Origin of the sequence: Nostoc sp. FACHB-133, assembly GCF_014698055.1 — a bacterium.
Lineage (GTDB): Bacteria > Cyanobacteriota > Cyanobacteriia > Cyanobacteriales > Nostocaceae > Nostoc.
This window is the reverse complement of sequence record NZ_JACJSH010000007.1, coordinates 154,313-178,848: the sequence shown is the minus strand read 5'-3', so window position 1 is coordinate 178,848 and position 24,536 is coordinate 154,313. Positions and strand designations below refer to the sequence as shown.

Annotated in this window: 19 protein-coding genes; 8 read left to right on the top strand and 11 right to left on the bottom strand. The window is 42.4% G+C overall.

Annotated elements, in window-relative coordinates:
• Positions 1-94 precede the first annotated feature (94 nt).
• Positions 95-742 (top strand): hypothetical protein, encoded by a 648-nt coding sequence (locus H6G86_RS08515; RefSeq protein ID WP_190933940.1) that lies wholly within the window; start codon positions 95-97, stop codon positions 740-742.
• Positions 743-1,084: 342 nt separating this feature from the next.
• Here the strand turns inward: H6G86_RS08515 and H6G86_RS08510 are convergent, their stop codons facing one another.
• The 6 genes from H6G86_RS08510 to H6G86_RS08485 form a co-directional block, all read right to left on the bottom strand.
• On the bottom strand, positions 1,085-2,455 hold the full coding sequence (locus tag H6G86_RS08510; protein WP_190933939.1) for a PrsW family glutamic-type intramembrane protease: 1,371 nt from the start codon (positions 2,453-2,455) through the stop codon (positions 1,085-1,087).
• Between the two features lie 640 nt (positions 2,456-3,095).
• Complete coding sequence (locus H6G86_RS08505; protein ID WP_190933938.1) at positions 3,096-3,698, bottom strand: DJ-1/PfpI family protein; 603 nt, start codon at positions 3,696-3,698, stop codon at positions 3,096-3,098.
• A gap of 213 nt (positions 3,699-3,911) precedes the next feature.
• Entirely contained in the window at positions 3,912-4,364 is a 453-nt protein-coding gene (locus H6G86_RS08500; RefSeq protein ID WP_190933937.1) for a nitrate reductase associated protein, read from the bottom strand.
• A 251-nt stretch (positions 4,365-4,615) separates the two neighbouring features.
• Positions 4,616-5,074: a phosphate-starvation-inducible PsiE family protein gene (locus tag H6G86_RS08495; RefSeq protein ID WP_190933936.1), complete on the bottom strand. Its 459-nt coding sequence runs from the start codon at positions 5,072-5,074 to the stop codon at positions 4,616-4,618.
• A gap of 290 nt (positions 5,075-5,364) precedes the next feature.
• Positions 5,365-7,650 carry a molybdopterin oxidoreductase family protein gene (locus H6G86_RS08490; protein ID WP_190933935.1) on the bottom strand — a complete coding sequence of 762 codons (2,286 nt, stop codon included), beginning with the start codon at positions 7,648-7,650 and terminating at the stop codon, positions 5,365-5,367.
• A gap of 227 nt (positions 7,651-7,877) precedes the next feature.
• Complete coding sequence (locus H6G86_RS08485) at positions 7,878-9,380, bottom strand: NarK family nitrate/nitrite MFS transporter (RefSeq protein ID WP_190933934.1); 1,503 nt, start codon at positions 9,378-9,380, stop codon at positions 7,878-7,880.
• A gap of 54 nt (positions 9,381-9,434) precedes the next feature.
• Here H6G86_RS08485 and H6G86_RS08480 point away from each other — a divergent pair, with 54 nt between their 5' ends.
• Positions 9,435-9,737 (top strand): hypothetical protein, encoded by a 303-nt coding sequence (locus tag H6G86_RS08480; protein ID WP_190933933.1) that lies wholly within the window; start codon positions 9,435-9,437, stop codon positions 9,735-9,737.
• On the opposite strand, the gene H6G86_RS08475 is transcribed toward H6G86_RS08480, so the two are convergent.
• Positions 9,734-11,362 carry a ferredoxin--nitrite reductase gene (locus tag H6G86_RS08475; protein ID WP_190933932.1) on the bottom strand — a complete coding sequence of 543 codons (1,629 nt, stop codon included), beginning with the start codon at positions 11,360-11,362 and terminating at the stop codon, positions 9,734-9,736. The two genes, H6G86_RS08480 and H6G86_RS08475, sit on opposite strands and share 4 nt — an antisense overlap.
• 485 nt (positions 11,363-11,847) lie before the next feature.
• Here H6G86_RS08475 and H6G86_RS08470 point away from each other — a divergent pair, with 485 nt between their 5' ends.
• The 4 genes from H6G86_RS08470 to H6G86_RS08455 all read left to right on the top strand — a co-directional run bounded on the left by H6G86_RS08470 (position 11,848) and on the right by H6G86_RS08455 (position 16,104).
• Positions 11,848-12,258, top strand: a complete 411-nt coding sequence (locus H6G86_RS08470; protein ID WP_190933992.1) for a QcrA and Rieske domain-containing protein — start codon at positions 11,848-11,850, stop codon at positions 12,256-12,258.
• Between the two features lie 17 nt (positions 12,259-12,275).
• Entirely contained in the window at positions 12,276-13,574 is a 1,299-nt protein-coding gene (locus H6G86_RS08465) for a HEAT repeat domain-containing protein (protein ID WP_190933991.1), read from the top strand.
• A gap of 422 nt (positions 13,575-13,996) precedes the next feature.
• Positions 13,997-14,944 (top strand): LysR family transcriptional regulator, encoded by a 948-nt coding sequence (locus H6G86_RS08460; RefSeq protein ID WP_190933931.1) that lies wholly within the window; start codon positions 13,997-13,999, stop codon positions 14,942-14,944.
• An 86-nt stretch (positions 14,945-15,030) separates the two neighbouring features.
• Positions 15,031-16,104 (top strand): anthranilate phosphoribosyltransferase family protein, encoded by a 1,074-nt coding sequence (locus tag H6G86_RS08455; RefSeq protein ID WP_190933930.1) that lies wholly within the window; start codon positions 15,031-15,033, stop codon positions 16,102-16,104.
• A gap of 25 nt (positions 16,105-16,129) precedes the next feature.
• On the opposite strand, the gene H6G86_RS08450 is transcribed toward H6G86_RS08455, so the two are convergent.
• Together H6G86_RS08450 and H6G86_RS08445 are read right to left on the bottom strand one after the other, a co-directional pair.
• Positions 16,130-17,548, bottom strand: a complete 1,419-nt coding sequence (locus H6G86_RS08450) for an LCP family protein (protein ID WP_190933929.1) — start codon at positions 17,546-17,548, stop codon at positions 16,130-16,132.
• Positions 17,549-17,834: 286 nt separating this feature from the next.
• Positions 17,835-18,320, bottom strand: a complete 486-nt coding sequence (locus tag H6G86_RS08445; protein ID WP_242064739.1) for a hypothetical protein — start codon at positions 18,318-18,320, stop codon at positions 17,835-17,837.
• A 109-nt stretch (positions 18,321-18,429) separates the two neighbouring features.
• Between H6G86_RS08445 and H6G86_RS08440 the strand changes: the two genes are divergently transcribed.
• On the top strand, positions 18,430-19,596 hold the full coding sequence (locus tag H6G86_RS08440; protein ID WP_190933928.1) for an AI-2E family transporter: 1,167 nt from the start codon (positions 18,430-18,432) through the stop codon (positions 19,594-19,596).
• A gap of 24 nt (positions 19,597-19,620) precedes the next feature.
• On the opposite strand, the gene H6G86_RS08435 is transcribed toward H6G86_RS08440, so the two are convergent.
• Positions 19,621-20,952 (bottom strand): serpin family protein, encoded by a 1,332-nt coding sequence (locus H6G86_RS08435; RefSeq protein WP_190933927.1) that lies wholly within the window; start codon positions 20,950-20,952, stop codon positions 19,621-19,623.
• 790 nt (positions 20,953-21,742) lie between these two features.
• Complete coding sequence (locus H6G86_RS08430) at positions 21,743-23,338, bottom strand: S8 family serine peptidase (RefSeq protein ID WP_190933926.1); 1,596 nt, start codon at positions 23,336-23,338, stop codon at positions 21,743-21,745.
• A gap of 219 nt (positions 23,339-23,557) precedes the next feature.
• On the opposite strand from H6G86_RS08430, the gene rpe reads away from it, so the two are divergent.
• Positions 23,558-24,265: a ribulose-phosphate 3-epimerase gene (gene rpe, locus H6G86_RS08425; protein WP_114081048.1), complete on the top strand. Its 708-nt coding sequence runs from the start codon at positions 23,558-23,560 to the stop codon at positions 24,263-24,265.
• Positions 24,266-24,536: the final 271 nt, after the last annotated feature.

Below are 24,536 nucleotides of genomic sequence, written 5' to 3'. Positions count from 1 at the left end.
TTTTTTCCAGAGAAAAAATCAACTGTTTTTGCGGAAATCTCTTGTAAGGAATTGTAGTTGTCAATACCACCAAATAATCGGGAGAAAATAAAAAATGGCTAAAAAAATTAATGGCTCAGACACCTTCTCTTCTTTGCCATCTCAAGTAGATTTAGATTTATTAGAAGCGCTACTAGAACCAGAAGATGCTACCTATCCCTGGAATCCAGCTGATGAAGAATCAGAAGCTTATTTTCAGGAATTAGAACAACAGTTCGGAATGCAAGATTTACTTGAGGAAGAACTGACAACGCGATCGCAAGATTTTTATAGCAATCTGGATACACTTTGGTCTAATATCTCCCTTACGTCAAGCTATAATGACAATCCCCAACAGGCACTAGTGGTGAATCTTCAAGAAACACTACGTAGTACTTTTGCCGCCTGTGTCCCCCAAACATTGCTCAATACCATTGCCCAGAAAGCTGCTGAGATTTTTGCTGCCCAGCAATCAATAGGTGAACAACTAGTTGAGTGCGTTCAGACAGTGTTACCAACTTGGGGAACTGAGGATCTTTTAGTTTTAGCTCGTCCTTTTGCTTACGCTATGCGAAGTAGCGAATCGAAAAACTCGGCATCTGCCATAAGTAATCTCAACAATAGCGAGTGGACAGCTTTATCAGAAGTAGAGAAAGCAAAGGTCACTTTAGCGATCGCTTCTTATGCTTTTACTCAACTCAACCAGTCTCAGTCTGAGCTATAAAATCGGGAATCAGTGACAGTTGATCGGTAACGGGCAATAGAAAAAGTAGAGAAAGCCAAAATTTTCATCATGCGCTGTGTTCGCATAGCCCACGTTTTGTAATCGCTATACGTTCAGCGTCATCTCTTGCAAAGATGTTGATTTACATTATGCAGAGGCGCAAAAAAAGAGTCAAAAATCAAGACTTTTGCAAGAAGTTAAATGATTTTTATTTTTTAGGCATAGTTACCCCAGGGTAAATTTACAGTACGCTTATTTTCTAACTAGGCCATCTATCCAAAGATATAAATATTCAAATTATTCCCTTGCTCCTCTGCTCCCTGATTCCAGTTTTTTCATCTCTTATTTTGGGCCTAGAAATCGGGTAGCGAAATTTTGCGATCGCGTAGGTGATAGCGCCCGTGCCTTCAGAATTGCCGCCATCAAAAAGGCGTAAGATAACACCCCAACAACTACCAACAGCAAAGCATTAATAGATCCTGTAGCATTCCACAGAGCATGGAGCGCAGCAGCACTAAGATAACCAATAGAAAGAATTTGCCAACTTCTACTGGGCTTGAGAACAGCCAACCCGATAAAATAGCCCAGGTAGCCACTATAAGCCATGTGTCCCGCTACAGAGCCTAAAATTCTCGGAATTAGAAGTTGTAAACCCGCTAGTTGACCAGCAGCACCTATACCTACCTGTTGTGCGATATCGGGCACATATTGTCCAAGAGTTTCCAATAGAGTGAAACCCACAGCAGAAGCCGTTCCCAGGAGAATACCATCTAGGGGTTCCCAAACGCCGATCCTTTCCCGCCAAGGCGAAGATAACATTCTACCAATGGCAAATGCCCCTAACACAGGTAATGCTTTAAGTAATTCCTCCATCAACCCAGCACCAAAAAACATCCGTACCAGTAACTCTGTGAAGGTGGTAGATTCTTGGGGTGAGGGCAAGTTTCCCGGAAGAATACCGCGAAACACGAAAATAAATAGATCCAACAGTGGACTGAGTAAAATCAACGTTGTACTCAATGCCGCAGCCATTAGCACCCACCAAGGCTTTTGTTTACCGCAAAGTTGGTAAACAAAATAGTAGGCAGCGAAGGCGATATAAGTTGCAACGATAATTTGATTAGCTTGGGGCTGACCGACTGTAGCAAACATTAACACTACAAAGATTACGGTCAGTATTCCCGGTACGAGGTAAGCTTTCCGAGTTAAATCTTTACCAGTAGAAATAATGGGGAAAAGCTGAGTGAAGCTAACAGAATCTGGCTGCTTTAATTGCGTGTGGCCGTGGTAATTTGTTGCCGAAGGTAATGGTGTAACTTGGTTAACTGTTGTGGCCGGAGCTTGGTAAGTAAATTCGTACTCAAAAACGTATTGCGGGCCATCAGCACCTAGAGAAATGCGATCGCCTGGGTGCAATTCCTGACATTCATACAAGCGTTGTCCATTCAAATAAGTACCATTAGCACTATTTAAATCACAAAGCACCCAGCTGAATTTGCTATCTGGCGATAAAGAGAGGGGACGAACCACTGCATGACGACGAGATACCATCCGGTACATCATGGCATCCAAGACAACTTGGCAGCTGGGGTCGCGTCCAATTACCATCTCTTTGCTGGGGGGCAGCGAGTAGCGAGATTCTGATCCAGAAGCTGCCCCATTACCAGACACTAGCCGCAGAAATGCATTATGTCTTGCGTTTTTGCCTGTCATCGAGTTAGTGTGCGTTTCTAAACTAATTCTTCTTCATATAATTTGGCAGCAGGACTAACCTTAGCCACATTAACAGCAGCATTGCTAAATCCACTATAGCTTCACTTACTGCTAAGAAATTTAAAATTCTAGAAGGGAAATTTCAAATTGTTTCATCTAATGTTAATAAGTATTCCATGTACTGAGAGTTTGTCCTAAATGGGCTTGTCATGCGGATGAATCAGACTATATGGCTTGTCTGCTTTTGACATCCTAGCGGTAAATTTCATCCAAAGCAATTTATCAAAAAACAGTAGTTTTTACTGCATTTAGTTTCATTTAGAAAATATATAATTTCTGGTGGTCTGTTGCGAGCTAGTATGGTCTTCTTCCAAAGGGACAGGGCTAGCGCTTTTCCTTCTCTACGAGAGGCTGCGCCCTAAGCGGAGCTATGCCGCAGAATTTACGGAACGCTCCGCGAACGCAAAGCGTCTTGTAAAGAAGAGAGTTTTCCCATGAGTAACTGGCGGTAGCGAGTAATCGAGCGTCCGTAGGAGTCTCACCTTAAAGGTCAGCTGTTTTTGCCACAGTCTATTGGAAGCAGGGAATAGATAAAGAAACTGCCCTGAATATCGCCCCAAAAAATTTTCGGTGTATTGGCTCAAATAACTGTAGCCATTTCTGGGTGTTCAATCTTAGTTCCAAGTACTATCAGGAATTCTGCCAGCCAACGGGGGTGAGCAGGCCAAGCTGGTGCCGTTACCAAATTACCATCAACTATTGCCTCATCAACAGGGATATCAACATAAATCCCTCCAGCACTTTTGACATCTGGACTACAAGCAGGATAACCAGTGCATCTCTTCCCTTGCAGTACATCAGCAGTTGCTAATAACTGTAAACCGTGGCAGATGGCAGCAATCGGTTTTTTCGTTTGGGCAAAGTGACGGGTGATTTCTAGCACCTGCTGATTCAGGCGGATATATTCTGGTGCCCGTCCTCCGGGAATGATTAAGCCATCATAGGTTGCAGCGTCTACTTCCGCGAAAGTAGCATTTAATGTGAAATTGTGACCGGGTTTTTCACTATAAGTTTGATCCCCTTCAAAGTCATGAACTGCTGTCCGCACCTTGTCACCAGCTTTTTTGTCTGGGCAAGCTGCATGGACGGTATGCCCCACCATTTGTAATGCCTGGAAAGGAACCATCACTTCATAGTCTTCTACATAGTCTCCAACCAGCATCAAAAGTTTCTTTGCAGCCATATTTTCTACTCCCACCTATTAGTTAATAGTCAATAGTCTAGAATCAATATTTATCAGGTGTTTATAAAATAAATATTAATTTAGAGTTGAGTCTATTAGGCGTGAGCAGACGCACAAATTTTTGACACATTACACAACTAACTCTGCGATAATGTATCATTTCATGATGGCAAGTTAACAAAGTGTAATGCACTGAACACTTTTATTCTGTAATTAAAGCAGATTAAATTCTGCGATCGCTATGGGAAAGTTTTTGCTTTCATGTCCTGGGCGACTGAGTTTAATTAAGGCAAAACGCTGTAAGGGCGTTAAAGCTGCCCAATGTTGCGGTGTCAGGGTTACACCTATTTCTTGAGCTTTTTCCTGGAGGCTAGGTGGTACAGTGCTAGAGTCTAGCCATGCAGGATGTAGCTCGATGGGTAATTCTGTAGCTGGTATACCCGTGCGTTGTAAAATTAGTTGTTGGATATGTTCGCGGTAAGACTGAATTTCCGTTTCTGTTGTGCAAGGTAAATCGACTAAAGCTTGACGCTCGGCTGTAGTCATTTGATTCCAATCAGATAATTTTAGCTTAATGCCACAAGTATCTAAATTGCAGCGTACCTGCATGGGGATACAACGCAGGGAATCAACAAAGTCTGCTTCAAATTGAAAAAAATTTGTCATAGTCAAGTATTCAAACTTCGATTATTTAAAATTAACGATTTTATACGATAAATAGTTTTTTAAATTCAGTTACACAAATTGGTAATTAAAAATAAGACTTAAGTAGTGATCGCACACTAATAATTTATCTAAAATTGAGTATTCGGTTGTTCTTAATTATCCTGTATACTCTATTATTTTTGGGTAGATTCAGATTAAACTATATCTCCACTAAATATTATACCCGAAAACATCTTAATTAAGCTCTATTGTTAACGAGTATTTCTGTCATTACTGAGACGAATTATCAAGTAACTAATTGAGAGGGCAAGAATAGCAATTCCTAAACCAATTATATCAATACCTGAAACTTTTTCTAAATCAAGAATGATAATTTTTCTGGCAACAGCAATTAAAGAAGTTACAATAACTAATTCAACCTGAAAGACGTGCTTTCGCAAATAAGCTGTGATATTTTCTAAGATTTCTAAAGCGATTAAAATATTTAAAAATAGCCCAAAAATCTTATATAATGTTGTGTTAAACTTAGCGTAAGGAGCTGACAATAACTCTTTGAAAATAAAAAGTGCTAAGTCTCCGATCGCAACCAAAATTACAACTACCATAAAAATAGATAGAACTTTAGAAACTAGCACCTCGATGTTTTCAATGATGTGCATGAAGTTCTCATCTTTGGTAGCTCCGAGAATTTGCCTCATTAACTTTTTCATTTGCTGCACCCGATTTTTAAATAAAATAAAATCCTATAGATAAATCTAGAGGATTAAAAAAAAGATGATTTTTAAGTTTACTATCTGATTTTTATTCTTTCCCATAGCTTAACTCGATGCTAGTAAAACCTCTGCTTACTAGAAATCTAGCCTCTTTATATATAGTAGTTGCTATGAGTCAAGAGTAGAGAGCCATAAAAATTTATAATCACTATTAGTTATTTATTATTGACTAAATTACCTATTAGTGATTGATTGTTAATTACCTCTTTATAAATACACTTTGCAGCTTACCATTGTGATGACTGGAATTGATAATCTTTGACCGTAACTTCTACAAAAATTGGTATCAGCTGCACAGCACAGGCTTTTAATTCTGGTTGCAGCGAATCTGGGCAAGATTCGGGATGGGTAAGGGCGTTAGCTTCGGCATTATCAGCCCACAGTGAACCCCAGTGCATAGGGACAAAAACTGTACCTGGTGCGATCGCTTTTGTCACTTTCGCAGGAAACTGAGCTTTACCCCGACGCGATCGCACTTGTACAGATTGATTATCTACAATACCTAACTTTGCCGCATCACGGGGATGAATTTCGATAAACGGTTCGGGGTGCATTTTGCAAATTTTTTCAATGCGACCGGTGCGTGTCTGGGTGTGCCAATGTCCGTAAAGTCGCCCATTAGTTAGCACAAAAGGATAATCTGGGTCTGGTGGTTCTGCCAATCCCTTTGAGTAATATGCTCCAAATTGAGCGCGTCCATCAGGGGTATGAAAGCGTAAATCAGTGTAGAGCCGTTTTCCCGTTCTGAGTGTATGGTACTTACGCTTCTTCCCGGCTTCTTTGTCAGAGAAAGTTTCTTCTTCTTCTGGTTGAAAACTTAAGAGTCCTGTTTCAGTATCGATAAATACTGACTCTTCTTTCTTGGCTGGGTAAGGCCATTGAGTCGGGCCTTGTGTCAATTGCTCATGACTGATACCTGTCATATCGCAAGGGCGATTTTGAGTTAATTGGACGAATTCAGCATAAACCTCAGCCGAGTTAGCAAAGGCGAACTCTTTTTCAAAACCTAATCTCCGTCCAACTTCAGCGAAAATTTCCCAATCTGCTTTAGCTTCTCTTGGTGGTTGGCGAAATGCTTGACACAAATTTACCACCCGTTCGGAGTTTGTCATCACACCAGTTTTTTCACCCCACTGGGCTGCTGGTAGCAAAACGTGAGCATAGGCAGAGGTTTCTGTGGGATAATAAGCATCTTGGTAAATAGTAAAAGGCGATCGCAACAATGCCTTCTTAGTTCGCTCCAAATCTGGCATACTTACAGCCGGATTAGTAGCTGCAATCCACAATAACCCGACAGCATCACTTTCCAAGCCAGTAATCATATCCCAAGCAGTCAAACCGGGATTGGGCGAAATCTGTCCTGGTTTAAGTCCCCAAAACTTCTCAACTTCTGCCCGATGCTGGGGATTTTTCACTACCCGATAACCTGGTAATAAATGCGCCAAACCACCGGCTTCCCTTCCTCCCATTGCGTTTGGTTGTCCAGTGAGGGAAAAAGGGCCAGCCCCAGGTTTACCGATTTGTCCAGTCATCAGATGCAGGTTGATGATAGTTCTTACCTTGGCCGTCCCCTCCGACGATTGATTCACACCCATTGACCACAAAGACAGTACCCGCCGAGATTCACCCCAGTAGCGTGCTGCTGTTTCTAAATCTTCAATACTGATTCCGCATTGACGGGCCACGACTTCTGGCGGATAGTGGCGAATTACCTCAGCATAAGCGGGAAAGTTGCTGGTGCAGTCGTCCATGAACATGGTATCAATGTAATTCCAGCGCATCAATAAGTGGGCGATGCCGTTTAACAAATCGATATCTGTACCGGAACGAATGGCTAAATGTAAGTCGGCGGCTTCGGCGGTTGGTGTGCGTCGGGGATCAACCACGATCATTTTGACTTTGCGGTTCTTTTTGTGATATTTCTCCAGTCGGTTAAAAACTATGGGGTGACATTCGGCTGTATTAGTGCCAATTAAAAATGCACAGTCAGTTAACTCTAGGTCTTCGTAACAACAGGGCGGGCCATCTGCGCCAAAGCTTTGAATGTAGCCAGCCACAGCACTAGACATACATAAACGTGAGTTGGCATCAAAATTATTAGTACCCAGACAGCCTTTCATGAGCTTCTGGGCTATGTAGTAGTCCTCGGTTTGAAACTGACCAGAACCGTACATACATAACGCTTCTGTCCCCTGGGTGAAGCGGACTGTTTGAATGCGCTGCGTGATGAGATTAAAAGCTTCATCCCAACTAACGCGCCGAAACTCTTGATCTAAAGAGTCTCGCATCATTGGGTAATGTAATCTATTTTTATCTAAAGATTCTGCGATCGTTGCGCCTTTGACACAAACCATTCCCTGACTTGATGGATGGGCTTTATCGCCGCGCACCCGCCAAGTCGGATTTCCTTCACTATCTCGATTAGTTGCTTTGCCAAGTTGGGCTGGGGGTGAAACTTCTAGTCCACAACCAACACCACAGTAAGGACAGAGGGTTTTGGTAAATTCACTCATGGCAGTTGTACCATTTTGTTATTTGGATTGTGCAACCTCAGATGTAGCGACAGGTTGAGATATTTGTGTGTTATGCAAAAACTTTTTGAAACTCTTATTCCTTTGCGTCCTTGGTGTCTTGGCGGTTCGTTTTTTCATAATTTTTTTTAACGAACCGCCAAGACGCAGAGAGCGCAGAGAGAAGAAAAAGAGATTGTAATGAATTTTCTACTTCATCCTTCAGTTGATTATTCTTCAGTTAAGAAGATAGGGTTTTTAGTTGCAGTTTCTGGTAATTCACCTTCATAAGCGGCGGCAAAGGAACCTTTTGGTTCTTTGAGGAAGAAAGCACACATAAAAGCGCAGACTAAAGCAGCTATACCCATTGTGCTAAATAGTGTAGGAGCGTCGGTTAAGCTAAAAATTGTTAGGTAAACTACGCCGCCAAAATTACCGTAAGCTCCCACATTACCGGCAATTTGTCCAGTGGCTTCCTTCTTAATCATGGGGACGATGCTGTATGTTGCACCGCAACCAGCTTGGGCAAAGTAAGCGGCAAACATTGTAACTGCGATCGCTACCGGAATCGGCCAGCTACTATTAATAAAATGTGCCATCAAATAACTAACACCGATCCCAACGCTGATAATTGTCATTGTCCATTTACGTGAGCTAAATTTATCAGAAATTAAGCCACCACTAGGACGAGAAACCAAATTTAAGAAAGGATAGGTAGCAGCAATCATCCCAGCAACAACATGCTCTAAACCAAAGGTTTTCTCAAAAAATGCCGGGAGCATAGAAACGGCTGCCAGTTCGCTACCAAAGTTAGTTATGTAAGTGAATTCGAGTAAAGCTACTTGTCCAAATTGAAAGCGTTCAGATGCAGGGTAAGTTTTCTTGCCAGTAAGAAGTTCTCGGTTTACCTGCCAAGCTTTATAACTTTGGTAAGCAAACAATCCTGCTAATACCAACCAAGTCAAATACATTTGACTCAGAGTTAGGAAGTGAATTTTCTTTTGTTCTAAGCGCCAAGCTAATAAACCCAAGGCGAAAATCAAACCGAAATTTGAGATCATCATCGCCCAGAAGCTTTTGATGCTAGTCACTTCTAGGGAACCATTCTTTTTAGGTTTCTTGTAGACTTTCCCTGTGGGTGTATCTTGGACAGTGTTGTAATAAATTACGCCGTAGATAGCTGTAATGATACCTGTTAGCGCGATCGCAAATCGCCAGTTAGAAGCGCCACCAGAGAAGAAGCTAGTAGAAATTGCCAGTATCGGTAAGGCAAACTCTGCGCCAAAAGCCCCAAAGTTACCCCAACCGCCATAAATACCTTGGGCGATTCCCATTTCCTTTGGTTGGAACCATTCTGCAACCATGCGGATACCAACAACAAATCCAGATCCGACAATTCCCATCAGCAAACGACTGATGACTAGTTGATTAAAATCTTGCGCTAGCGCTGTTGCTAAACAAGGAACAACCGCAAACATTAGCAGCATTGAGTAGGTGATTCTGGGGCCAAAACGATCCAGAAGCATCCCAATAATTAGCCGTGCAGGGATTGTAAGGGCAAGGTTACAGATGCCTAAAGTTTTAATTTGCTCTGGTGCTAAATGTAGTTCTTTGCCAATGGTTGTAGCGAAGGGGGCAAAGTTAAACCAACAGACAAAGGTGAGAAAGAAAGCAAACCAAGTCTGATGTAAGATACGGTAGCGATCGCTAAATGAAAATAATTTTTTAAGCATTCCAATCTTTCTAATTGAATAAACTACGGAGAAGAGGTAGGGGAAGATAAGCCTTTGATCTCGAAGGTTGAGCCTTTGATCTCGAAGGTTGAGCCTTTTAACTCGGAGGTTGCGCCTTTTAACTCGGAGGTTGAGTCTTTTATCTTGAAGGTTGAGTCTTTTATCTCGGAGGTTGAGCCTTTTATCTCGGAGGTTGCACCTTTTATCTCGGAAGTTGCACCTTTTATCTCGGAAGTTGCACCTTTTATCTCGGAAGTTGCACCTTTTATCTCGGAAGTTGCACCTTTAAGGTTGAAGTATGAATTTTGCCCAATGCCCCATGCCCAATGCCCAATGCCCCATACCAATAAGCACTAGCAGTGACTAACTAGTAGGGCTTCTTCCTTGAGTTTTGCGCCAAAGTTGTTGATGAGTAAGTCTTGTAATATTGGCTGTAAGTCTTCGCAGGCTATGCCTTTGATAACGCAAGTTCCTAAATGGGCATCTTTGCCAACTTTACCGCCCATATATATGTCAACACCTTCTAGGGTTTTGCCATTTTTACGAGTTTTGGTTCCCATCAAGCCGATGTCTGCAACTTGGGGCTGGCCGCAAGAGTTGGGGCAACCTGTCCAGTGAATTCGGACTGGATTGGTGAAGATTAAGTCTGTTTCTAAGGCTTTAATCATTTCTAGGGCACGGTTTTTAGTTTCGATGAGGGCGAAGTTGCAAAATTGTGCGCCTGTGCAAGATACTAGCGATCGCGCCAGTAAACCTGGATCAATAGAAAACCTTTCTAGTAATGGTTCTGTTAAAAATGTTGCTAACCGTGAGTCAGAAATATTGGGGATGACGATGTTCTGCTCAACGGTAAAGCGGATTTCACCACTGCCGAAAACTTCTGCTAGACGAGCGATTTCAAACATATCTTCGGCATACAGTCGCCCGACAGGAATATTTAAACCTGCGTAATTTAGCCCCGGTTGTTTTTGTTTATATACTCCGATGTGGTCGCGTTTTTCCCAGTCGATCTCGTCTTTTGCGGCTGCGGGTAATAATGATTTACCCAAACGGCTTTCTACTTCTGCTCGAAATTTATCTACACCCCATTCATCAATTAGCCACATCAAGCGGGATTTTTGCCGATTAGCACGCGGCCCGTTGTCACGAAAGACTTCCAAAACTGCTCTACATACAGTTACCACATCTTCTGGAGCCACCCAAGCATTTAGAGGAATTGCCGCCTCACAGCGTTTAGCTGAGAAAAACCCACCGACGAGGATGTTAAAACCAAATATTGGGGACTCGGAATTGGGGATTGGGGATTGGGAAAATTCTTGCCCAGTCCCCAGTCCCCAGTCCCCAGTCCCTTCCTTAAATGCCGGAACAAAAGCTAAATCGTTAATTTCAGCGTGAACTGAATTATCTCTTCCACCTGCGATCGCAATGTTAAATTTCCGTGGTAAGTTGCTAAACTCTGGGTTTCCTTCACCTTTGTTGGTGAGCATATCTTGAATTTGCTGTATCAATTCTCGTGTGTCGTACAACTCATCAGCATCTAAACCCGCCACAGGATCGCCTGTAATATTGCGGATGTTATCCATCCCTGATTGGATAGTGGTTAAACCAACTGCGTGAAATCTATTAAAGATATCTGGTAAATCTTCAATTCTGATTCCCCGTAATTGGATATTCTGTCTGGTGGTAATATCGGCGCACCCATCATCTCCGTAACGCTGCACCACTTGGGCTAAAACACTCATCTGACTGCTGGTGAGAATACCATTAGGCATCCGTAACCGCATCATAAACTTGCCTGGGGTAACTGGGCGGAAAAACACGCCCACCCACTTGAGCCGATGATCGCGATCTGTTTCGTCCATTGCTTCCCAGCCCAAGGCGGCAAATCTCTCTATCTCATCCTTGATGGCGAGTCCATCTTTTTGCGCCTTGAATTTCTCGAATTTATTGAGGCTGGTAGTCGTAGTTGTTGTGTCTGTCATGAGGCTGACTCTCGTGAGAATTTGTGCTGCTAATTGCCCAATATCAATCAACCCGTAGTTCCATCAGGTGGTGTATCTACGAGGGTTAGGGAATAAAGACTTAATATTTGATTACGGCTGATTATTGTTACTCAAAAGTATTCCAACGTGAAACTTCAAAACCGTGGTTAGTTAAGGAAAACTTTTCTCCATATACATCTTGGAAATTGTCAAGCAGGTTTAGATAATGTTTATGTAACAATTTCGATACTCATAACTTAAGACGAGATTTCTGTTAAAATCGTATAAATTGTTACGATTTTTTAGTAAAATTGCTGAAAAAGGATACGTAATATGCATTTTTTGCATCACAGTCAGCCAATGAGCCACACAAACCCCTTGATGAAGAGGGTTTGAGATGACTGAAGGGATTTTGGATTGCCATATATTAATCCAAAATCTAGGTGGCAGATGTTAGCGAAAACTTAGATATTATTTCAGCAACTATGAAACGTCGTGATTTTATTAATTGGGTAGGTTTGGGTTTGATAGTGAGTTCTCTACCTGTAGCGATCGCAGCTTGTTCTTCTCAAACACCTTCTGCATCTGGGGATTGGCAAACAGTAGGCACTTCAGCAGAATTAGATAAAACTGGTCAATTGCTGGCTAAAAACTCACCGGCTGGGCCTGTGTTGGTAGTCGGTACATCTAAAGCCGCAATGACAGCTGTTAACCCTACCTGTACTCACGCAGGTTGCACCGTAGCATGGAAAGCTGAGGCAAAAAAATTCGTTTGTCCCTGTCATGGTTCAGAATATGGGGTTGACGGTAAGGTGCTAAAAGGCCCAGCGACAGAAGCGCTTAAAACTTACGCCGCCAAAATTGAAGGTAATTCAGTTGTAGTCAAGCCCACTTAAACAATACAATTCAGAGTATCGTGAGTAATATCAACCAGCTTTTGGTGCAAGCCCAGACAGCATATAATGCAGCTGATTGGTCATCACTGATTCAATATTTACAACAATTAATTTTAGGGTCAGACTCACAACATCCAGAGGTAGTTAAAAATCGAGAATATCTGCTGACATTAGTAATTTCAATGTTAGAGATGGGAGATTTTCAACAACGCTGGGAAATCACCAAAGTTTTGACTCACTTGGGAAATATTGCTATCCCACCACTCATTGACATCTTAGAAGATGAAGATGCAGAGGAAGAATTACGCTGGTATGCAGCGCGAACCTTGGGCGAATTTCAGCACCCAGAAGCGATCGCACCCTTAGTTGAATTGTTGAAAACTGATGAGGATGAAGAACTCAAAGCGATCGCAGCCACAGCACTAGGGCAAATGGGTACTGTTGCTATTACTTCACTAACTGAACTTCTAGCAGATGAAGATACACGACTTTTAGCAGTGCGATCGCTTTCCTGTATTCCCCAAACAGAAACCATCACACCACTGTTGAGTGTAGTACAAGATCCACAAGCCACAATCCGCACTGCTGCTATTGAAGCCCTCAGCAGTTTTCATGACAAACGTATACCACCAATTTTGTTAAACGCTTTGGATGATATTGCCGCTACAGTTAGGCGTGCAGCAGTGCTTGGTTTAGGTTTTCGCCCCGACTTGCGCGAAGCATTAGATTTGGTAACGAGACTGCAACCCAAGCTTTACGACTTTAACCTTGATGTTTGTTGTGCAGCCGCAGTTTCCCTTTCTCGGATGGGTTGTAATAACGCTGCAAAACATTTATTTGATTTGTTGATTTCACCTCAAACACCAACAAAGCTGCAATTAGAAACCATCCGCGCTTTAAGTTGGGTGGGTACACCATCTAGTTTGGAATATTTGCAAACAGCATTTAATCAAATCACTTCAGAGACACTTTGGCAAGAAATTGTCATCGTTTTGGGGCGAGTCCAAAAGCCGCAAACTACACAAGCCGCAGAAATATTATTGCAAATACTGCAATCGCAACATCCAGCTACAGAGATTGCTAATGTAAAAAGTGCGATCGCTTTATCTTTAGGACAGTTAGGCGAAATACAAGCAATTGAACCATTGATTTCACTGCTAGCGGATTCTAATGTATCAGTGAGACTACACGCGATCGCAGCACTAAAAAATTTGGATGGGGAAGTTGCACATCAAAAATTGCAGCAGTTAGCCAATAATGCTGCACTCACACCAGATTTGCAACAAGGAATAGCGATCGCTTTGGCTGAGTGGTAAATTCTCTTAAAAATGATGGGGAGGTAATATCGATGAGCGTTTTCCAAGTTTGGCAATATGCGCTATCAGAAACTAGCCTAGATAACGGGGCTTAAACAAAAATCAAGCCCAAATTGTACCTTAAGGGATGATTGATGTTAAAAGCCCTTGGTTAATTCTTGCCTATCTCCCTCGAAAAAATTGCTCTCTATTCAAAAAGTCTTATCTAACAATTCAGATATTTCAGCAAAAAATAGTCAATTTTTTTTGGCGATATTTTCCGAAAAAATCCGTGCAAAGCGGATAATTGACGATTAAGGTAGTCAAACGTTATTTAGACAAATGTAAATCATCTAAAAATTACTGTAACAAACTATACTAAACAACGGATAAAAAACCGTTAACTTAATAAAACCGATAAATGTAATTCAGGCTACATAAAAATGCGCCTAGAGCAGTTGCAAGCCTTTCTAGCGATCGCACAAACCGGCAGCTTTCAACAAGCAGCGCGAACATCTGGTGTTACCCAATCGACGATTAGCCGCCAAATCCAGGCATTAGAAGCAGATTTGGGTGTAGAACTTTTTCATAGAACTACTCACGCCAAATTAACACTGGGAGGTGAATGTTTACTACCCCGTGTCCGTAAAATTTGCCAAGAATGGGAGACAGCTACACAAGAATTAGCTGATTTAATCGCCGGAAAGCAACCAGAACTTTGCATTGCCGTGATTCACTCATTATGTGGATCTTACTTACCACCAGTGTTACAAAAATTTTGTCATACTTATCCAGATGTGCAATTGCGGGTAACTTCATTAGGAAGCGATCGCGCGCTGAAAGTCCTCAAAGATGGATTGGTAGATTTAGCAATTGTGATGAATAATCGCTTTTTAACCACTGCTAGGGAAATGGTGGTAGAAGTACTTTATGATGAACCGATAGAAGTTCTCACCGCAGCTAATCATCCCCTGGCACAATATGAATGTGTCCCTTGGTCGGAGCTAATTCTTTATCCCCAAGTGGTTTTTAAAGATGGTTATGGGATGCAGCGCTTAATACAAGATAGATTTGAGCGAATGGAAGCTACACTCCAGGCGGCTTTAGAGGTAAATACCCTAGATGCCTTTCGGGGAGTGGTGCGCCAAGGAGAATTAATCGCTTTGCTACCTCAATCAGCATTACTGGAAGCACGTCTTGACCCTACTTTAGCGGTTCGTTCCTTAGAGAACAATAATATTAGTGGTTTAACAGATGGTTCAAGTTTGACTCGGCGGGTAGTTATGGTGACAACTCAAGACCGACTACAAATTCCCCCCATTAAGTACTTTTGGCAACTCGTGCGGGAAAATATCCCATTACAAATTGACCAGCAGCGATCGGCTTCTTGAGTGTCATTGGTCATTAGTCATTGGTCATTTTCGGTTATTCACAAAGCACAATGGACAAATGACAAAGGACAAAGGACAAACGACAAATGAGCAATGTATTTAGGGAATTACTGAAAAAAGTAGGTAGCGGAAACCACACAGGGGAAAATTTAACTCGCGCTGAAGCAGACAGCGCTACTAAAATGATGCTGCTGGGTGAAGCGACACCAGCCCAAATTGGAGCGTTTTTGATTGCTCATCGAATCAAACGTCCTACGGGGGAAGAGTTAGCAGGAATGTTGGATGCTTATGATGAATTGGGGCCAAAGCTGCAACCATTCGACTCTGGCCGAACAGCGATCGCTCTTGGCATCCCTTATGATGGCAGAACCCGTACAGCACCAATTAGTCCGGTAACAGCTTTAATCCTCGCCGCAGTTGGACAACCAGTCATAATGCACGGAGGCGATCGCCTGCCAACAAAGTACGGCTTACCCTTAATCGATATTTGGAAAGGTTTAGGAGTCGATTGGACTAACCTACCACTAGCAAAAACCCAGCAAGTTTTTGAGCAAACGGGAATCGGCTTTATTTATTTACCACAGCATTTTCCCTTAACTAACAGTATTTGGGAGTACCGCGACCAACTTGGCAAACGTCCGCCTTTCGCAACAATGGAGCTAATTTGGTGTCCTTATGCTGGTGATGCTCACGTCATTGCTGGATTTGTGCATCCGCCGACAGAAGGGATGTTTAAGATAGCTCTAGGGCTGCGGGGCGTAACGAAATTTACATTAGTAAAAGGACTGGAAGGTAGTTGCGACTTACCGCGCGATCGCACTGCAATTATCAGCTTATCTCCATCCATAGCATCCCAAGAGGTAGAACGATTGCACCTCGTACCGCGTGATTACGGCTTTACTACCAAGAACGTACCCCTTGGAACTACTGAAGAATTGGTCGCGGATATTCAGGATGTTTTAGCAGGTAAACCAGGTGAACTCATGCAAACAGCCTTGTGGAATGGTGGATTTTACTTATGGCGGAGTGGTATTTGTTCAGATATGCCAGAGGGTTTAGCTAAAGCAGAGGAATTATTAACCAATGGTGCAGTAGCAACTAAACTCCAAGAACTCAGCCAAACAGTAAATTCTCTCTCAGCAGCAGTTGTGCCAGTGTAATTAATTACGAATTACGAATTACGAATTATTTACTCAGCGACTTCTCCAAAATAGACTTTTGTTGCAACCAATCCTGACCTACTTGAATACTGACATCTGAACCAAGGTTGCCAGTACTTTCTACACGCACTTCGCCAAATCCCAAAGTTTCACGAATTGATTCGGCGCTGTCACCATCTCCTTGCTGGGCGACAATATGAGTTACCTCTAGAGGTTCACCCCATGCCTTAGCTATATAAATGTTGCGATATCCAGATTTTTCCAAGGCTCTAATTAATGGTTGGAGATTAGAGCGATCGCCACCTGTACTATCTTGAATTGCTACACGTAAAGAACGTGGATTAGTCGCCTGCTGTTCCTGATCTGATTCCAAGCCAAAATGTTGAGCCATCAGTTTAGCAATACCATTTTTACTGGGCAACCAATAGCTAGCATCAAACTCATTTTTTTCGCTAAAGCGACCTGGCAGCATTAACATTTGCATATTAGAGCGATTTGTCCGCACGCCAAAACCCATTAGCGCCACTAACTCTTCAACCGTCAAATTAGTATCGATGTGGTCTTTAACTACATCCAAAACTTTAGGTAATTGAGCAACAGTAGCTGGGTTGAGTGTTTGATCCATCAAGGCACGCATGACCATTTGCTGGCGTTGAATCCGACCAATATCACCAAGTTCGTCATGGCGAAACCGCAGCAATTGCAGTGTCTGTTCACCATTGAGATGCTGCTTACCCGCCTTCAAGTTGATGTACAAATGCTGAGAATCATCTTGGTACTTCATATCTTTAGGGACGTAGACTGTTACGCCTCCTAAAGCATCAATCAGCTTGGCAACTCCCAGAACGTTAATTCGCACATAGCGATCAATTCCCGCCCCACCTAAGAGATTACTGACGGTTCTGGCAGTTAAAGCTGGCCCACCATCAACATTAGCAGCATTAATTTTTTTCACTCCATACCCCTCTATTTCTGTGCGGGTATCTCTGGGAATGGAGAGCATAATTATTTTTTTCGTCTCTGGATCAAATTTGACCAAGAGCATCACATCCGAAAGACCATCAAAGGAGTTTACCTGGGGCAGGTATTTGAGGTTTTTGGTGTCTTGGGGAGGGTTTTGGATATCCGGGGGAAGTACGCTCATCCCCATAACCAAGAGGTTCACTGGGCGAGTTAATTGTGAGAATCGCATCACACCTCCAGAAATGCGATCGCCATCAAAGGCTGCCTCCTCCTGTGGACTTAGCTGGGCTTGTTGCAAAGGTGTACTGGTTAAAGACACCGCCAAAAGTGCCCCTGCTGTTGCTGACACCATTGCAATCCCACTCATCCCTACCCAAAACCACAGCCAACGTCCGGATTTCGAGTTCTGAGAAATTTTTTTATTGGACTTTGAGGCTTTTCCCGACTGGTTTTCTTCCGCCGAACTTCTTTGAATGGTCACAGACTTCCTCACACTTACTCAATAATCAAATTTGGTAAATTTGCAGACTAAAAATATCCAAACAAATCAACCCATAATAGCTAACTCTTAATTATCAGTGCTAACTTTTTTAATGTAGTGTCAACCACAACACTTATAGCAGCATTTTTTCTGCTTTTGGGTCAACCTAGAGATGTTTTACTGAAGTATGGCAATAATAAACTGGATTTGACTAGATATATAGAGAAATCAACCATAATTTTTTAGGAAATAGGTAAAACTACTGAATAATTCTCATCCTAAAAAATTAAGATAAGTACTTACTAAACACTCGTTCTGCTAAAGTACTAAAGCCTGGTAAACGTCCAGATTTGCCCTGCATTAAGCGCAAAATCAACCAGACACTCACTATAAAATAACCCGAAGTGAGAAAACTATTCAGGATAAATAGACGTAGCGAAAAAAAATCTGAAGTTGTGGCTCCGGTACTTAATAATAAATATCCCAACAGCCAAGTAAGTGCCAAAGTGATAGACAGACGGCTAACGGCAAGTTGTTCCCGGCTGGCCTGCCCCCGATAGAGAGTCCACAAAGATGGAAAAAAGCCGATAACCGGAATCAAATATAAAAACAATTGGGTTTTGGGGATTGGGCATGGGGCATCGGGGAGGCAGTGCGGTCTTGGGGTTTCCCCAAGTGGAGCAACTGCCGTCATGGGGCATTGGGCATTATTATTCTCCACCTGCTCCCCTGCTCTCGACTCCCTGTTCTCTTTTGATTCAAAATTCTTCATTGGGGTTAGTATAACTCCTAAACTAGAAGGATGAATAAGACTAATATAGTTAGAGATAATAAGCTGTAAAGAAAGATTTAACTTAGTTCTATCCCGCAATTAGCTCAAAATGCAGACACGCAAGCTACTCGACTGGTGGCAAACATTCACACCAATAGCGCGAATCGTGGCGATCGCGTTATTCGTTCCACTGCTAGTTCTAAATGGTTGGGCACTTTCGGTATTTTTCAATTATTTCCATTCTCTCATAGTCATTTTAGTGGGAGCCTCTGTTTTAGCATTTCTGCTCAACTACCCCGTGAGTTGGATGGAACATCATGGTGCTAAACGAGAGCAAGTTGCTATCCTAGTATTTCTCTTGGCTTTATCGATTTTATTGGCGTTGGGTGTGACGCTTGTTCCGTTAGCCCTTACCCAAGCTCAACAACTGGTGGCTCGGTTGCCAGAGTTGATCGACTCTGGACGCTCTCAGCTAATGATATTAAACGAAAAAGCGGAGACTTTTGGCTTACCGATTAACCTCGATGCTCTGGTGGTACAAATCAACGATCGCGTCAAGGGACAGTTACAAGCGATCGCTGGGCAAGTTTTAAATCTGGCGGTAGTTACAGTCACTAGTCTGCTAGATATCCTCTTGACGATGGTTTTGACTTTCTACCTTTTACAGCATGGGAGTGAACTCTGGGAAAGTTTAGTAGAATGGCTACCCTCTAAATTTCGCGCTCCTTTCTCCCAAACAGTCCGCCTAAGCTTTCAAAATTTCTTCATCACCCAGTTGATTTTATCTACCTGTATGGCCTCAGCCCTCATTCCTACCTTTTTGTGGCTGAAAGTACCATTTGGACTGCTATTTGGGCTAACAATTGGTCTAATGGCTCTCGTCCCCTTTGGTGGTTCTGTGGGCATCGCTCTGACTACACTATTGGTAGCACTACAAGATTTCTCAATGGGTGTGAGAGTTTTGATAGCAGCAGTAATCGTACAGCAAATTCTCGAAAACTTAATTGCCCCCCGAATTTTAGGCAGTTTTACGGGTTTAAATCCAGTTTGGATTTTAATTTCAGTTTTAACAGGGGCAAGAATTGGCGGACTGTTGGGTGTAATTGTGGCAGTACCCACCGCTGTTGTCATTAAAACCGCTTTAAGTGCCTTGCGTCTTGGTGGCGAGGCAAACGATAGCGGCACGGGGGAGCTAACTGCACCCGTTGCAGCAAACGAGTCCTCGAAAGCAAACGCTAACAATACTTTGAGTATTTCTGAAGCGACATTACCTTAAGGAGGCAGGAGGTTTCCTGCCTCCTCATTGTGGCTCAAGGATGGAACCCATAAACAAAACGTTTCCCGTCTGATTATCTCTAATGGCGCAGAAGAAGGGACGATCGACAATCATTCGGAATGGTTCTGGTTCATCTCTCAAAGATGTTGCGACTATTCCCACTGAAGTAGCCGCAGCCGCTTCGGTGCCTTCTTCGTTCACTTCAACAAAAGTTTTATGCTTAACTTGGCTAATGGCAAAATTTTTACCCATGCCAGAAAAATTGGCTTTACTGCTGAAAGCCTCTTCCATACCTAAACTTTTCAAGGCATCATTGAGTGTGACTTCGTAATCTGTTTTGAAGCGGGGTAGGCGAATAAAGCCTTTTTGTTTGTTGAACTGAGTCATCCATTTTTCCCAGTTCGCAACACTTAAGTTCTGATAAAAGGCTTTGAGATTAGAGTTCTGTTTGGGTAGAAAGATATAAAAACTGATTTTCCCATCTTTACCGTAAGGTAAACTAACCGCCTGAAATTGTTTGCTTTCATAGTACCTATAGTCACCTTCTTGTGACATCATTGGGTGTTGCTTTCGTTTACCAGATGTAATGTAAAAAGGGTATTGAGCAGTTTGACTTTTGTCAAATTCGTTACTCCAATTACCTTTAAAATATATGGCATTAATCAGAAACAACACTTGACTGGGTTCAATACTTTCAACTATTTTTGTGATTTTACCATTAGTATTTTCTTTTACCCAGTTATTTATAATGTTAGATGCGGCGGCATCTTTAAAGTTTAAATTGCTGACTTTAGCTTGATAAAAATCCTGGGTTCTCTTGAGAAAGTCTGGTGCAAAGCTAACATCTTGATTTGCCCAAAGCGAGTTAGCAATATTCAGTTGGACTTTCGCATCTGGATTTTCTAAAAGCTGCTTTAATGCCGCCGCGTAAGAAGAGTTTATTTCTGGTAGATTCATTCCCTGTAATTCCAGGGTTTTTGCCATTGCTTGTTGAGTCGAGCCGCTAGCGCCGTTGTAGGTCATGGCTAGAGCAAGAGCAACACTCGAAGGTGAGATAAAAACATTCTTCTCACCTCGATCCTCTTTCAGAACTTCTGAAAATAGTTTGAAGCCAAACTTATTGCTAGACTCAACTATTCTTGTATCAGGGTTGACTGTTTTTTTTTGCAATGGAGTTTCTGGCTGAGGTAAACTAGATTGGGCGAGGGCACTTTTGTTACTCTCGACTTGAGAACAACCTAATACACTGAATAGAACAACACTTGCAGCTGCCAAAGCATAACGTCTGCCCAGACTCACACCATAACGTCTTTGCAGAAAATTTTCTTTTGCATCACTAAACTTTTGCCGATTCATTCTGCTACCTCACTTGCCAAAGATTCCCGATCTGTGCTCATGGTTGACGCAGACACTGTGTCAATGATTTACTATTGCATTTGATCCAATAGAAAATGAGACTGTTACAGTTTTTGTAACAGCAAGTTAATAGCTCAGAGGAATAAAACACAACTCATTAAAGCTGCTAGTTCTTACTTGAGGCGGCTATGCAGACGAATTATGAAAAATCTCAATTTTGAGGAACTTTTCTATTTATCAATAACAGTATTGTAGACTACCTAACATAAAATAACCACTTTTATGGGGTTTTTATATATAGGATTTACGGCAAACGACAGGAGTTAGAGGTAATTCATCAAATACCCCTAACAGAAAATTTTTCTTTTCGGCTATTGTTTTGCAAGTCCTGAGATAGGATAACATTTTTAGTTACATGAAATACAGAACTTTCATAGGGACGCACGCCTATGCGCCCCGATAGGATGTTGTTCAAATAGATGAAAATGCTGTAAGTTGACACAGTTGAAGAAGAATTCAGAAGTCAGAATTCAGGAGTCAGAATCCACGACTTTCTTGTTGACCACCAAATTTACGATTTGGTGGGGGTCTTAAACCCGGTTATTCAGACGCTCTCTACGAGACGCTAAAAGCGAACGCGGACTCGCTCTAAGCAAAGCTATGCCGCAGGCTTTACGCTGCGCTATCCGACAGTCATACAGAATTCATTCTGTTAGCGGATAGCTAAGGTTTAGCCCATTCTGACTCCTGACTCCTGAATTCTGTTTGATAAAAATTGTGCTGACCTATTTTAATTGATAGGTACACTCCACCAAGCTAAACTATAGGGTTGAGTTGCTTCATTAAGCTTTTGACGAAACTGGACGCGGATTTTGTAATTGCCAGTAGTAGGAATGGGGCAGAAAATATGTTCTACACTATCGATTTGGCTGATTGAAGAGCAAACAGCACCAGCATCTGAATTTTGGGCATCAGCTTTTACTAAGTATAGGTCGAGATTATTCAAACCGCGATCGCGAAAATTTTCGCCCACATCATATTGTTGGTTTGTATTTTTATCATTGAGTTCTACCAATCGATCCCAACTTAGGGTGACAGCAACAAAACTCCCCTGCTTTAATGGTTTTGCTAACACATAGTCAACAGATGCTCCAACATCCACTTTGCGATAATCCCAACCAATAGCTGGCACTGTAGCTGATGGCTGCCATTGACCAGCACTCAATTGCTGATAAGCGCGAAATGTATTTAAATGACCCGCTCCCATTTGAGCATCCAAGGGAATCTTTGGATCTTTATAAGCATCAGAATCTAGCCAGTTTTGATTTTGTTTATCAATTAGCGTCCGACTCATTCCCAACCGTAAGCCATCGCCACTATCTTGGATTTTGTCTGCTGAATTCAGCAATACAGCTTTCATTACTTGATGATGCCGAGCATCAATGCTCCAGTGGGGTTGTTTTGTCCGTATCTGTCGGTCAGCAAATTCTTGTAATAGAGCAACGGTAGCCGTAACTTGAGGTGCTGCAAAACTAGTACCTGTAACCTTGTTCAATTTGCCATCTGGATTGAGTAAGGGAATATTATTCCCAGGAGCAACTAAACTGATAGCGCGGCGGCCACCAATATCAAATTCCCTTCCAGCTAGCCTGCCACTCACTCCTTGGTTAGCACCCGCCAGATTAGCCACATCTACTTTGTTAAAAATTCCCCCTCGACGGGATGAAAAAGCCACGTTCATTCCGTTAAAATTATCTGTAGGAATAGGAATACCGCCTTTACCCTGGTTGCCTGCGATCGCATACAAAACATCATGAACACGGCTAGACCAGTCAACACATAAAGTTAGCAAAGCATTGCCGTCTAAAATAGCCTCTGGTCTAGGATCGCGACTGAGAGGTTCACCAAAGCTAAAATTAATGGCACGGACATCGCCACCATTTTGTAGCGCTATGTGCTGGGCTGATAAACACTCTTCTGGCTGACCCATGCTTTTAGTGGAACCCACCGCAGACGAATACAATCTTGCTCCCGGAGCAATTCCCGGCAAAGCTTTGTCTTTACTTACCATTACACCAGCAACATTGTAGGCGTGAGGGTCAACACCGCTATTAGACTTTGCTGGCCCATTGCGTAAGAATACTCCCGCTAAAGATATGGCGCGATTTTTAGACACCGCCTTATCCCACCCAAACATTCCCGGCCGACCAATTTCCACTTGACCAATAGCAATCTTACGACCGATTAAATTATAAGGAGCTTGGTGCAGCTTCAAAGCATCAATACCGTTAGTTCCCAAAGCAGATTCTAAAACCGAAGCAATTACCGGCGCACTCAGACAAGAAGCACTTAATCCCCAAATTATCCAGGTTAGTTTTTTAGTCATTTGTTATTTGTCATTAGTCATTGGTCATTAGTCATTGGTGATGAAATTAGGGGAGAGGTTACAGGTAGCAGGTGATAGGGAATCTGTACCCTGTACCCTCTACCCTATAACCTGTACCCTATTCCCTATCTTCCAAAAAAGCCGGGATCAAAGTTATGAGTCTTGCTCAATGTTTTGTTACAATGCTTACAGACGAGGACGCTTAAAAACCCACTAGCCATGACCCAAAACCTATCTCAAAAGCCCATTGTAATTTCTCCATCTATCCTATCAGCCGATTTTAGCCGTCTGGGTGACGAAATTCGCGCCGTAGACGCAGCCGGAGCAGATTGGATTCATGTTGATGTAATGGACGGTCGTTTTGTACCTAATATTACGATAGGCCCTCTGATTGTGGAGGCGATTCGTCCAGTTACAACCAAGCCCCTGGATGTCCACTTGATGATTGTGGAGCCAGAAAAGTATGTAGAAGGATTTGCTAAAGCGGGTGCTGATATTATCTCCGTACACTGTGAACATAATGCTTCTCCACATCTGCACCGTACCTTGGGGCAAATTAAAGAGCTTGGTAAGAAAGCTGGAGTTGTACTTAATCCTGGTAGTCCTCTAGAGCTAATTGAATACGTTCTAGATTTGTGCGATTTAGTACTGATTATGAGCGTCAACCCTGGTTTTGGTGGTCAAAGCTTTATCCCTGGTGTGTTACCCAAAATCCGCAAGCTGCGTCAAATGTGTGATGAACGCGGTCTTGACCCTTGGATTGAAGTGGATGGAGGGTTGAAGGCAAATAATACTTGGCAAGTTTTAGAAGCAGGAGCTAATGCGGTTGTCGCAGGTTCAGCTGTATTTAATGCTAAAGATTATGCTGAGGCTATTACATCAATTCGCAACAGCAAGCGTCCTACCCCAGAATTAGCTAAGGTTTAATTCATTGTTGGATTAACCATTCTCTACAAAAAATAGGGTGGGCAAATTGCTCACCCTATTTTTATTTACACATAAAAATACTGGAAGCTCTTCAAGTTTTGAACTTCCAGTATTTACTATATAAATTGAAAATTTAGAAAGCAGAGATAATCCAGGTTGGGAGGACTAGGATTACAATAGTTGAAAGAGAAGCGTATGACCTACTAGTTCTACCAGCCAAGACAACGATTTCACCATAACTTTCCTGTTTCCGTCCCTGTTATTGGTGTTA